The organism is Micromonospora sp. NPDC049089 (genome assembly GCF_040648775.1).
Classification (GTDB): domain Bacteria; phylum Actinomycetota; class Actinomycetes; order Mycobacteriales; family Micromonosporaceae; genus Micromonospora.
In genome coordinates this window covers 1-12,626 of the sequence record NZ_JBEZEH010000040.1, presented here as the reverse complement: position 1 = coordinate 12,626, position 12,626 = coordinate 1, and the positions used below count along the sequence as shown (strand labels likewise).

Annotated in this window: 5 protein-coding genes and 1 pseudogene; 4 read left to right on the top strand and 2 right to left on the bottom strand. The window is 70.9% G+C overall.

Annotated features, from left to right (window positions below; genetic code table 11):
* The first annotated feature begins 5 nt into the window (after window positions 1-5).
* The 3 genes and pseudogenes from AB0B48_RS09935 to AB0B48_RS09925 form a co-directional block, all read left to right on the top strand.
* Window positions 6-1,694, top strand: a complete 1,689-nt coding sequence (locus tag AB0B48_RS09935; RefSeq protein ID WP_357198584.1) for a methylmalonyl-CoA mutase family protein — start codon at window positions 6-8, stop codon at window positions 1,692-1,694.
* A 182-nt stretch (window positions 1,695-1,876) separates the two neighbouring features.
* Entirely contained in the window at window positions 1,877-2,800 is a 924-nt protein-coding gene (locus AB0B48_RS09930; protein ID WP_357198581.1) for a tetratricopeptide repeat protein, read from the top strand.
* Between the two features lie 72 nt (window positions 2,801-2,872).
* Window positions 2,873-3,838 (top strand): annotated as a pseudogene (locus tag AB0B48_RS09925) (arginase family protein); the annotation flags it as partial.
* A gap of 618 nt (window positions 3,839-4,456) precedes the next feature.
* On the opposite strand, the gene AB0B48_RS09920 reads toward AB0B48_RS09925, so the two are convergent.
* The gene (locus AB0B48_RS09920; protein ID WP_357198578.1) at window positions 4,457-6,421 is read right to left on the bottom strand and encodes a penicillin-binding transpeptidase domain-containing protein; all 1,965 of its coding nucleotides are present in this window, start codon (window positions 6,419-6,421) and stop codon (window positions 4,457-4,459) included.
* A gap of 289 nt (window positions 6,422-6,710) precedes the next feature.
* Here AB0B48_RS09920 and AB0B48_RS09915 point away from each other — a divergent pair, with 289 nt between their 5' ends.
* The gene (locus AB0B48_RS09915) at window positions 6,711-11,792 is read left to right on the top strand and encodes an NAD-glutamate dehydrogenase (protein WP_357198576.1); all 5,082 of its coding nucleotides are present in this window, start codon (window positions 6,711-6,713) and stop codon (window positions 11,790-11,792) included.
* Between the two features lie 72 nt (window positions 11,793-11,864).
* Here AB0B48_RS09915 and AB0B48_RS09910 read toward each other — a convergent pair whose 3' ends face one another.
* A complete protein-coding gene (locus tag AB0B48_RS09910) occupies window positions 11,865-12,506 on the bottom strand; it encodes a class F sortase (protein WP_357198573.1) in 642 nt (213 codons plus the stop codon).
* Window positions 12,507-12,626: the final 120 nt, after the last annotated feature.

Below are 12,626 nucleotides of genomic sequence, written 5' to 3'. Positions count from 1 at the left end.
TGCTCATGGACGCCGACGAGATCGACGCCGGACGGGCGCGCTGGCAGGCCCGGTACGACGCCGCGCGCAAGCGGGACGCGGACTTCACCACGCTCTCCGGCATGCCGGTGGAGCCGGTGTACGGCCCGCCGGAGGGCGCCACCTATCCGGGCTTCGAACGGATCGGATGGCCGGGCGAATATCCGTACACCCGGGGTTTGTATCCGACCGGCTACCGCGGTCGGACCTGGACCATTCGGCAGTTCGCCGGCTTCGGCAACGCCCAGCAGACGAACGAGCGCTACAAGATGATCCTCGGCGCCGGCGGCGGCGGGCTCTCGGTGGCGTTCGACATGCCGACGTTGATGGGCCGCGACTCGGACGACCCCCAGGCGCTCGGCGAGGTCGGCCACTGCGGCGTCGCCATCGACACCGCCACGGACATGCAGGCGCTCTTCGACGGCATCGACCTGGCCGGCGTCACCACCTCGATGACCATCTCCGGCCCGGCCGTGCCGGTGTTCTGCATGTACCTGGTCGCCGCCGAGCGGCAGGGCGCCGACCTGTCCAAGCTGGACGGCACCCTGCAGACCGACATCTTCAAGGAGTACATCGCGCAGAAGGAGTGGCTCTTCGACCCGGAGCCGCACCTGCGCCTGATCGGCGACCTGATGGAATACTGCGCCGCCGAGATCCCGCGCTACAAGCCGCTGTCGGTCTCCGGCTACCACATCCGCGAGGCCGGCTCGACTGCGGCGCAGGAGCTGGCGTACACCCTGGCGGACGGCTTCGGCTACGTCGAGCTGGGTCTCTCGCGTGGGCTGGACGTGAACGTCTTCGCGCCGGGGCTGAGCTTCTTCTTCGACTCGCACCTCGACTTCTTCGAGGAGATCGCCAAGTTCCGCGCCGCCCGCCGGATCTGGGCCCGCTGGCTGCGTGACGTCTACGGCGCGACCAGCGAGAAGGCACTGTGGCTGCGGTTCCACACGCAGACCGCCGGGGTGTCGCTGACCGCGCAGCAGCCGGTCAACAACGTCGTACGGACCGCCGTCGAGGCTCTCGCGGCGGTGCTCGGCGGCACGAACTCGCTGCACACCAACGCGCTGGACGAGACCCTGGCGCTGCCCACCGACGAGTCGGCCGAGATCGCCCTGCGTACCCAGCAGGTGTTGATGGAGGAGACCGGTGTGGTCAACGTTGCCGACCCGCTCGGCGGCTCCTGGTACGTCGAGGCGCTGACCGACAAGATCGAGGCCGAGGCGGAGGAGATCTTCGCCCGGATCCGGCAGCTCGGCGGAGACGGGCCGCACCAGATCGGCCCGATGACCTCGGGCATCCTGCGCGGCATCGAGGACGGCTGGTTCACCGGGCACATCGCCGAGTCGGCCTTCGTCTACCAGCAGGCCCTCGAAAAGGGCGACAAGAAGATCGTCGGGGTCAACTGCCACACCGGCACGGTCGCCAAGGAGCTGGAGATCCTGCGCATCTCGCACGAGGTGGAGCTGGAGCAGCGCCGGGTGCTCGCCGAGCGCAAGAGCGGGCGGGACGAGGAGGCGGTGCGCGCCGCTGTGACCCGGATGATCGCGGCGAGCCGTACCGACGAGAACATGATCCCCGCCATGCTCGACGCGGTGCGTGCCGAGGCCACGTTGGGCGAGATCTGCGACGCCCTGCGAGCCGAGTGGGGCACCTACCGGGAACCCGCCCGCTTCTAACCCCAGCCCTGAACCCCCACTCCCGTCGATCTTGCAGTTTCTGCGGTGCCATAAGGCATGAATGCGGCATAGCGGCGACAGAAAGTGCAAGATCGCGGGGGTGGAGCGTGGGGCGTGAGAGTTGCAACGTCGGGGTTGCGGGTGAGCTGAGAATCCGGGCTCACGTGCGAGACTAGGTAACCATGAGCGACCCACGGATCACCTCGTCGATCTTCACCCGCGGCGCGGTTGACCTCAGCACGCTGCGTGGCCCCGCACCAGCAAGTACCCGCCCCGGCACGCCCCCGCAGGGCGGCCCGTCCAACGGCGCCCCCGGCGCGCCCACCGCCGGCGGTGACACCGCCATCGTGGACGTCACCGAGGCGACAATCCAGTCCGACGTGCTCGAACGCTCGATGGCCACGCCCGTCGTCGTGTTCTTCGGCGCGGCCGGCTTCCCGGAGAGCGACGAGTTCGCCCCGGTCCTGGAGCGGCTGAACGCCGAGGGCGGCGGCACCTGGGTGCTGGCCCGGGTCGACGTGCAGGAAAATCCCCGAATCGCCCAGATGTTCCGGGTGCAGGGCATCCCCATGGTCTACGCGGTCGTCGGCGGCCAGCCGGTCGACGCCTTCTCCGGAGTCGTTCCCGAGGCTCAGCTGCGGCAGTGGATCCAGGCAGTGCTCAAGGCCGGCGGCGTGGCAGTCGCCGAGCCGGAGGACCCCCGCCTCGACGAGGCGGACGACGCGCTGATGAGCGGCGATCTGGACGCCGCCGAGCAGGCGTACCGGAAGATCCTCGCCGACGCCCCGGCGGACGCCGCGGCCACGGCGGGGCTGGCCCAGGTCGGAGTGGCCCGCCGGGTGGCCGGCGCCGACCCGTCCGCCGCGCTGGCCGCCGCCGAGAGCGCCCCCGACGACGTCGCCGCCCAGCTGCTGGCCGCCGACATCGAGGTGCTCAGCGGCCTGGCCGAGCAGGCGTACGCCCGGCTCGTCGGTCTGGTCCGGCGCACCGCCGGTGAGGACCGTGAGACGGTTCGCCAGCACCTGGTCTCGCTCTTCTCCATTGCCGGCCCGGACGATCCGGCGGTCGCCTCGGCGCGTCGGGCTCTGGCCAGCGCCCTGTTCTGAGTTCGTAGCACGCCAGCGCGGGCCGGCGGTGCGGCCGGCCCGCCCGACCACCCTGGACGGGGGGACACCTAGCGCCGGGTAGCCGTCCACGGAGCCCCGGCAAATCTCGGTCTACGGCCGCCGACGCCCACGTCGGTCCCGGGTTGCGCCAAGGCGCCCGGGGCGCTGCGCGACCACGACCTGCTGGCCCGGCTCCGCGCCCGCGACGCCGGCTGCGTCACCCCCGCCCGGTACGACCCGGGCGACTGGCGGCCCGGCGACGGGGTGTGCCACGCCCGGGAGATCGCCGACTACTCGTTGGCCCTCGCCGAGCGCATCGGCTCGATCATCGACAGGGGCGAGTTCCCGGTGGTGCTCGGCGGCGACTGCTCGGTGCTCCTCGGCTCGGCCCTGGCCATGCACCGCCTCGGCGAGGCCGTCGGCGGGCGGATCGGGCTGGTCTTCGTCGACGGGCACTCCGACTTCCGGCACCCCGGCAACGCCTCCTACGTCGGGGCCGCAGCCGGTGAGGACCTGGCTCTGGTCACCGGGCGAGGGCAGGCCGACCTGGCCGCGCTGGAGGGGCGCCGGCCCTACTTCCGTGACATCGACGTGGTGGTGCTCGGCATCCGGGCCCAGGACGAATACCGGCTCGACCTCCAGGCCGCCGGGATCACCACCCGACCGGTGCCGGCGCTGCGCGCCGAAGGCGCCGCCCGGACGGCCCAGTGGGCGCACGAGCAACTCGCCGACTGCGCGGGCTACTGGGTGCACATCGACGTGGACGTGCTCGACCCGGCGGTGATGCCCGCCGTGGACGCCCCCGACCCGGGTGGAATCGCCTTCGCCGAGTTGGAGATCCTGCTCGCCGGCCTGGTCGACACCCCGCACTGCCTCGGCGTGGAGCTGACCGTCTTCGACCCCGACTACGACCCGGACGGCTCGTACGCGGCCGAGATCGTCAACACAGTGGTCGCCGGTCTGGCGCCGGTGACCGCCCCGGAGGCAGTGCCGCCCCGACTGCTGGCGGCACGGCCGACGCCCTCCCCGCGGCGCAGCAACGGCCGGACCTCGACCGCCACCACCGATCGCTCCGACCGTGCCGAGCGGCTCGACCGTGCCGAGCGTCCCAACCGGGCCGAGCGGCTCGACGGGCTGGTTGTGCTTGACGGGCACGACGGCGTTGAGCGGGTTGCGAGGCATGAATTCCCCGCTGACATCGACCCTGCGGACATCGACCACGCCGATAGCGGGCCTGCTGCGCTCGGGTCCGCCGATGACGGCCCTGCCGACGTCGGTGTCCCCGGCGTCGGTCCGTCGGTGAGCGCGGTGCCGTACGACGTCCCTGTCGAGGGGGAGTCACCCGGCACTGGCGGGCGGGCCCACTCCGAGCCGTCGGGCGTCGCGGCCAGCATCGCGTCCCTGGTCGAGCGCGAACCGGTCGGCCCGCCGGCGTCGGCCGGTCCAGGTCTTCTCCGACGCACCACCCCGTCGACCCAGAACACGCCAGAGAGGCACGAGGCCGACACCGCCTGACCCGGCCCTCGGCCGCAGGGCCTTGATCGACTCGGTTTCAGGGAATCCGGGGTGTCCGAGTGGCTCGGACACCGCAGTTTCAGCGAAACCGAGTGGATCAAGGCCAGGCGCCGGGAGCCCGGCGGGCCCCCAGGTGTGGGGTCAGGTGGTGGGGAGAGCGCGGAGGAAACGCTCGGCCATGGGGACGGCCGAGGCGGTGCTGGCCCCGCCCTTCTCCACGAAGACGGCGAACGCCACGTCGCCCCGCCAGCCGACGAACCAGGCGTGGGTGTGCGCCGGGTTGTCGTCGTACTCGGCGGTGCCGGTCTTGCCGTAGACCTCGCCCGGCACGTCCTTGAGCGCGCTGCCGGTGCCGGCGGTGACCACCTCGCGCATCATCGTGCGCAGCGCCGCGACCGACTCCGGCTTGAGCTGCTCGCCCGCCGGGGCCGGCTTGGCCGGTGCCGGGTCGATCAGCAGCTTCGGCTGTTCGAAGCGGCCGCGGGCGACGGCGGCGGTGGCGCCGGCCATGGCGAGTGGGCTGACCAACGTGGTGCCCTGCCCGAACGACGCGGCGGCCTGCTCGGCGAGGCTGCCGCCCGTCGAGACCTTGCCGGTGAAGGCGTCCGTGCCGAGGTCCCACTGACCCTCCAGGCCCAGCGAACGACCGGCTGCGGCCAGCCCGTCGCCGCCGAGCTTCGGGGCCAGCGCGGCGAACGCCGTGTTGCAGGACTTGGCGAAGTCGGTGCGGAACGGCACCGAGCCGAGCTCGAAGTTGTCCGAGTTCTTGAAGGACCTGCCGTCCACGGTGAAGGTCTTCTTGCAGTCCACCGGCCCGTCCAGCGTGACCGCGCCCCGGTCCAGTAGGCCCAGCGTGCTGACCATCTTGAAAGTGGAGCCGGGAGGCACCTGGGCGTCGAAGGCCAGGTTCTGCCCGGCCGGACCGGGGCCGTTCGCGGCGGCGAGCACGGCGCCGTCGCTGATCCGGAGCGCCACCAGGGCGGAGCGGCGGGGCTCGGCGCGCAGTGCCCCGTCGGCCGCGTTCTGGACGGCGACGTCCAGCGTGGTCTTCAGCGCCTGCCCGGGCTGCGGCTCCCGGCGGAACAGCTCGGCGCCGGTGGGTTCGAGTTTGCCGCCCTCGGCCGGACGCTCGACCACCACGGTCAGCCCGGGGCCGCCGCGCAGTCGCTCGTCGTAGCGGCCCTGTAGACCGCCGTGCCCGACCAGGTCGCCGACGACGTACCGGTCAGGATGCGCGGCGAGGTCGTCGGCCTGCGCCGGGTCGACGGTGCCGAGCAGCGCACGGGCGAACTCGCGGGTGGGCGCCAGGTCGAGCTTGTCAGTGACGAACTTCGTGCCGGGCAGGTCGTAGATCCGGGGCTTGATCTGCCGGTACGCCTCCTCGCGCAGCGACACCACCTCGACGAAGGCACCCGGCTCGGCCTTGGCCACCCTCTCGGGCAGATCGGCCAGGTCGACGCCGGGAACCAGAGCCGGGCGAATGGCCTTGAACGCCGCGTCGAGGTCCTTGACGAGCTTTTTCAGGTCGGCGACCCCGTTGGGCTGCACACCCACCCGAACCACGGTGCGCGGGGTCACGAGTGGCTTCCCGGCGTTGTCCAGCACGGCGGCGCGGGCACCGGCGTCGCGACGCAGCGCCAACCGGTCACCCTTGGTGAGCTGCTCGTGCACCACCGTCGGCTCCCAGATCACCTGCCACTGGTCGTCGTCGCCGTGGGCGAGCCGGACCTCCCTGTCGTACGCCCAGCGGGTCTGACCGGGCAGGGCCCACTCCACCTGGACGGTGGTGGTCGCGATGTCCTTCGTGATCTTCGGCTCGCCGCGACGCGTCAGCGTGGGCGGGGTGGCCGCCAGCTCACCGGAGAGCTCCTTGATCTCACGTGCGACGTCCGCCGACGGCAGTTTCGAGCCGAGCGGGTCGATCAGACCCACCGCCTGGAGGTCGCCGCTGCGCCAGCCCGCGAGGAAGGCGTCCACGGTGCGTTGCGGCCCGTCGTCACCGGAACAACCGACGAGGACACCCGCCGCGAGCAGCGCCGTGGTGAGGCCGGCGGCGAGCCGGCGGGCGGGGTTCGGCCGGTGGGGCCGGGGGTACGACAAGGGCATGAAGCTGGTCCTTCCGATCTCGGACTGCCCTCGCACGGTAGTACGGGAACGCCGTCCCCAACGTCCCGCAGGTGCTCGGCCGCGCTCAAAGACGAGCCCTACCCGTGTGATGAACATCGCGTGGCGGGGTATCCCGCAGCCGGCCAACCTCGGACCCGCAACGGGTGAAAGGACAAAGTCCCGATCCGGACGTCTGGCCAGTGGTCCGCCGACGAAGGCGCACAACGGCAGGGCCTAGGCTGGGCGGCAGAGTGACCCACAACGCGGTGGGTCGAGGGGAGTGGCACCGATGGACCGGCGTCCGGCGATCAAACCGGAACCCGACCTCCGGCAGGATGACTCCGGCCGGGACGATGACAGCTTCGATTCGGCGACCGACGGGGACGGCTACGGCCGACTCGACACGGGAGTCACCGGGCTGACCGGGTCGAGCATCGACACCATCTACGATCTGGGTCTGCCAGCCGAGGCGCTGGCCGACGACGTGGAGGACGCCGAGCTCGACGAACCCGTTCCCAACGCGGAGCGCCTGGTGGCCCAGGCCGTCGCGCTCGCCGGGGACGACCACGACGCGGCGACACTTGTCGGCCGTTTCTGGCGGTTCGCCCCGGACGAGGAGCTGGTCGGCTTCACGGCGGAAGAGATGCTCGACGCGGCCCGGGCGCACCGGGATCTCGCCCAGCAGCGGGTGCCGGGCGAGTTGAAGCTGCGGATCCACGAACCGCACGCCGACCAGCACCACACGGTCGTCGAGATCGTCACCGACGACATGCCGTTCCTGGTCGACTCGGTGACGGCGTTGCTCAACTCGTACCACCTCGACGTGCACCTGCTGGTGCACCCGTTGGTGGTGGTGCGGCGGGAGCCGCTGGGCCGGCTCACCGAGGTCTCCGCGGATGTGGAACCGGACGACGCGATCGCCGGCGACATCATCGAGAGCTGGATGCGGATCGAGATCGACCCGGTCCGGGACGCGGCCGAACGGGACCGGTTGCGCCGCGAGTTGCAGCGGGTGCTCACCGACGTGCGGGAGGCGGTCGAGGACTGGCCGAAGATGCGTCAGCGTGCCCTCGCACTCGCCGACGAGTTGGCGTCCGCCCGTACCTCCGACAACCGCCCACCGGTACCGGAGAAGGACATCACCGACTCGGTGGAGCTGTTGCGGTGGCTCGCCCAGGACCACTTCACCTTCCTCGGCTACCGCGAGTACCGGTTGGTGGACGCCGACGGCGGCGACGCCGCCGACCCGGTCGACGGCAAGGCGTTGGAGGCGGTGCTCGGCACCGGTCTGGGCATCCTGCGCTCCGATTCACCGGATGCGCGGTCGCTGTCCTCGATGACGCCCGAGGCGCACGAGAAGGTGCTGGAGAAGCGCCTTTTGATCATCACCAAGGCGAACTCCCGGGCCACCGTGCACCGCTCGGCGTACCTGGACTACATCGGCTTCAAGATCTTCAACTCCGCCGGTGACGTGATCGGTGAGCGGCGCTTCCTGGGGCTGTTCTCGACGGCCGCCTACCGGACCAGCGTCCGCGAGCTGCCTGTGGTACGCCGCAAGGTGGCCGAGGTGCTGGACCGCTCCGGTCTGAGCCAGCGCAGCCACTCGGGCAAGGATCTGATCCAGATCCTGGAGACCTACCCGCGCGACGAGCTGTTCCAGATCAAGACCGACGACCTGTACCACGCGGTGGTCGGCGTGCTGCGGATGGCCGGCCGCCGGCAACTGCGGGTGTTCCTGCGTCGGGACGCGTACGGGCGGTTCATCTCCTGCCTGATCTACCTTCCCCGGGACCGGTTCACCACCCAGAACCGGCTGCGCATGCAGGACATCCTGCTGCGTGAGCTGAACGGTGTCGGGGTGGACTACACGACCCGGGTCACCGAGTCGATGCTGGCTCGGGTGCACTTCATCGTCCGTACCGACCCGACGCGGCCACCCGGCGACATCGACGCCGACCTGCTCGCCGAGGAGTTGGCCGACGCCACCCGACTGTGGGACGACGACTACCGATTGGTGCTGGAGCGCAAGCTCGGCGACGAGCAGGCCAAGCACCTGTTCACCCGGTACGCCGACGCCTTCCCGGAGGGCTACAAGGACGGGCACACGCCGTACGAGGCGATGAAGGACCTGGCGAAGCTGGAGCTGCTGGAGGAGCCCGGCCAGCTGGAGATGCACCTGTTCCGCAAGCAGTTGGCGCCGCGGCCGGGCACCCGGGTGCCGGGAGCCGACCTGGCCGAGGCGATGGACGTCCGGTTCAAGGTCTACCGGTACGGCGAGCCGATGATGCTCTCCGCCGTACTGCCGGTCCTGCACTCGCTCGGCGTACGGGTGGTCGACGAGCACCCGTACGAGGTGGACCGGATCGACGGTCGGGTCTACCTGTACGACTTCGGCCTCATGCTGCCCGAGGGGCATCACGAGCTGGCCGAGGTGCGCCCGCACGTGGAGAACGCCTTCGCGGCCGCCTGGCGCGGCGAGGCCGAGGTGGACCGGTTCAACGAGCTGGTGCTGCGCGGCGGGCTGACCTGGCGGCAGGTGGTGGTGCTGCGGGCGTACGCGAAGTACCTGCGGCAGGCCGGCACGGTCTTCTCGCAGGACTACATGGAGCAGACCTTCATCGCGTACCCGAAGATCGCCGCGTTGCTGGTGGAGCTCTTCGAGACCCGGTTCGCGCCCGGCGAGTTGAGCGCCGAGCAGCGCCAGCAGCGCAGCGGTGAGCTGGTGGAGACGATCCGGGGCGCGCTGGACGACGTGGCGAGCCTGGACCAGGACCGGATCCTGCGCTCGTACCTGACGCTGATCGAGGCGACCCTGCGGACCAGCTTCTACCAGAAGCGCGCCGACGGGCGGCCGAAGGCGTACGTGGCGTTCAAGCTCGACCCGCAGGCCATTCCGGACCTGCCCGCGCCGCGACCGAAGTTCGAGATCTTCGTCTACTCGCCGCGGTTCGAGGGTGTGCATCTGCGGTTCGGGCCGGTGGCCCGGGGCGGGTTGCGGTGGTCCGACCGTCGGGAGGACTTCCGGACCGAGGTGCTGGGCCTGGTCAAGGCGCAGATGGTGAAGAACACCGTGATCGTGCCGGTCGGCGCCAAGGGCGGCTTCGTGTTGAAGCAAAAGCCGGGCGACCGGGACGAGGCGGTCGCCTGCTACCAGGAGTTCGTCGGCGCGATGCTGGACGTCACCGACAACATCGTCAGCGGGCAGATCGTGCCGCCCGAGGACGTGGTCCGGCACGACAGCGACGATCCGTACCTGGTCGTGGCGGCCGACAAGGGCACCGCGACGTTCTCCGACATCGCCAACGAGATCTCCAAGGCCCACAACTTCTGGATGGGCGACGCGTTCGCGTCCGGCGGATCCGCCGGCTACGACCACAAGAAGATGGGCATCACCGCCCGGGGCGCCTGGGAGTCGGTCAAGCGGCACTTCCGTGAGCTGGGTCTGGACACCCAGGCCCAGGACTTCACTGTGGTCGGCGTCGGCGACATGTCCGGCGACGTGTTCGGAAACGGGATGCTGCTCTCCGAGCACATCCGGCTGGTGGCCGCCTTCGACCACCGGCACATCTTCCTCGACCCGGAGCCGGACGCCGCCACCTCGTACACGGAGCGTCGACGGCTGTTCGACCTGCCCCGCTCCTCCTGGGAGGATTACAACCCGGAGCTGATCTCGGCAGGTGGCGGCATCTTCCCGCGTACCGCGAAGTCCATCCCGATCACGCCGCAGGTCCGGGCGGCGATCGGCCTGGACGACGACGTCACGCAGCTGTCGCCGCAGGACCTGATGAAGGCGATCGTCACCGCTCCGGTGGACCTGTTCTGGAACGGCGGCATCGGCACCTACGTCAAGGCCTCCACCCAGACCAACGCCGAGGTGGGCGACAAGTCCAACGACGCGATCCGGGTGGACGGGCGGAGCCTGCGCTGCCGGGTGGCGGGCGAGGGCGGCAACCTGGGCTGGACCCAGCTCGGCCGGATCGAGTACGCGTTGACCGGTGGCCGGATCTACACGGACTTCATCGACAACGCGGCCGGGGTGGACACTTCCGACCACGAGGTGAACATCAAGATCCTGCTCAACACGGCGGTGGCCGATGGTGAGCTGACCATGGCCGACCGGGACGAGTTGCTGGCCGGGATGACCGACGAGGTCGCGGAGCTGGTGCTGCGCGACAACTACGACCAGGCTCGGGCGATCAACAACGCCCAGGCCCAGGCCGCCTCGCTGCTCCCGGTGCACCGTCGGATGATCAACGAGCTGGAGCGTTCGGGCGGATTGGACCGCGCGTTGGAGGCGCTGCCGCCGGACGAGGAACTGGCGGTCCGCAGCGAGTCCGGGCTGACCGCGCCGGAGTTCGCCGTGCTGCTCGCGTACGTGAAGATCGTCCTTGAGCGGGAGATCCTCACCGACGGGTTGGCCGACGAGGAGTGGACGACCGACGTCCTGGTCAACTACTTCCCGACGCCGATGCGCGAGCGGTTCGCCGACCGGATGGGCCGGCACCGGCTGCGCCGGGACATCGTCACCACGGTGCTGGTCAACGAGGCGATCAACCGGGGCGGCATCTCGTTCATCTTCCGGGTGGTCGAGGAGACGGCGGCCAGCGCGGCCGACGTGATCCGGGCGTACGTGGTGGTCAGCGAGGTGTTCGGCCTACGCGACCTGTGGGACGAGGTCGAGGCGCTGGACAACAAGGTGGCGCCGGAGCTACAGACCAGCGTCTACCTGGACACCCGTCGACTGCTCGACCGCGCGGTGCGGTGGTTGGTCTCCAACCGGCGCTCGCCGATCGACGTACCGGCCGAGATCGCCCGGCTGCGCGACGGGGTCACCCGGCTGCTGCCGGGGCTGGAAGAACTGTTCTACGGCAACGAGCGCCAGGGCATCGCCGCGCACATGGACTCGATGACCGAGCGTGGGCTACCCCGCGAGCTGGCGGAGCGGGCCACCCGGTTGATGTACAGCTTCGGTCTGATGGACGTGGTGGAGACCGCGAACGCCAGTGGGCGGGACGTCAGCGAGGTGGCCTCGGTCTACTTCGTGCTGTCCGACCTGTTCCGGGTGGACTCGCTGCTGTCGAAGATCTCCCTGTTGCCGCGGGAGGACCGCTGGCAGACCCTTGCGCGGATGGCGCTGCGGTACGACCTGTACGCCGCGCTCGCCGCGCTCACCGCGGAGGTGCTCGACTCCACCCCGGGCGACCTGCCGCCGCACGAGCGGGTGCAGCAGTGGGAGCAGTCGAACGCCACCTCCATCCACCGCGCCCGACGGGCGATGGGTGAGTTCGACGAGTCGCGGGCGGATCTCGCCGCCCTGTCGGTGCTGCTGCGCCAGATCCGCACCCTGGTGCGGACCTCCGCGGCAGCCTGAGTCAGGTACGCCGGACGCGGTCCGGCCGGTCGCGTCACCCCGACCGGCCGGACCGCGTTCGTTCGTCGTCGGTCAGGCCGCCAGGGTGGCGAAGACGACGATGTTGTCCGGGTAGCTCTTCGCGGCCTGATCGAACTGGCCGCCGCAGGTGACCACCCGCAGGCCGGGCCGGTCACTCGGTCCGTAGACCAACTCGGTGGGGAAGGCCGTCTTCGGGTACGACTTCACCGAGTCGACAGTGAAGGTGGCCGGCACCCCGTCGGCGCGGCGCACTGTGACGGTGTCGCCGGGGGTCAGAGCGCCGAGGTCGAAGAAGACGGCCGGGCCCAGCACCGCCGAGTCCACGTGCCCGACGATGACCGCGTTACCCGTCTCGCCCGGGCTCGCACCGGGCTCGTACCACCCGGCCTGGTCGGCCTTGTCCAGCGGAGGGACCTGGACGGTGCCGTCCGGGTTGGTGCCCAACGACATGATCGTCGCGTTGACGCCGATCCGGGGGATCTCGATGCTCGTCGGTGCCGACCGGGCCAACCCGACCGCCGACTGACCGACGGGCTGTCCGTCGACCGGCTGCCCGTCGACCGGAGGGGCATCGTCGGCGGTGCTCGCCGGCGCGGTCGGCTCGGGGCCCGCCTGGGCCAGCGGCTGTGGCGGCCGGGGAGTGGGCGTGGTCTTCAGGGAAGCGCCGATCATGCCGGCGCCGATCATGGCCATGGTGACGACGACGGCCGTGGGGGGGGGGGCCCGCCCCCCGCCCCCCCCCGGCCGCGCCCCGGGGGGCGGCGGCGGCGGGCACACCCCCCAACAGCCACCCCCCCCCCCCCCACCAACACA

Coding starts and splice junctions, on each gene's coding strand:
- AB0B48_RS09915 (WP_357198576.1), top strand. CDS start 6,711: ATGGACCGGCGTCCGGCGATCAAACCGGAACCCGACCTCCGGCAGGAT.
- AB0B48_RS09910 (WP_357198573.1), bottom strand. CDS start 12,506: ATGGCCATGATCGGCGCCGGCATGATCGGCGCTTCCCTGAAGACCACG.
- AB0B48_RS09920 (WP_357198578.1), bottom strand. CDS start 6,421: ATGCCCTTGTCGTACCCCCGGCCCCACCGGCCGAACCCCGCCCGCCGG.
- AB0B48_RS09935 (WP_357198584.1), top strand. CDS start 6: ATGGACGCCGACGAGATCGACGCCGGACGGGCGCGCTGGCAGGCCCGG.
- AB0B48_RS09930 (WP_357198581.1), top strand. CDS start 1,877: ATGAGCGACCCACGGATCACCTCGTCGATCTTCACCCGCGGCGCGGTT.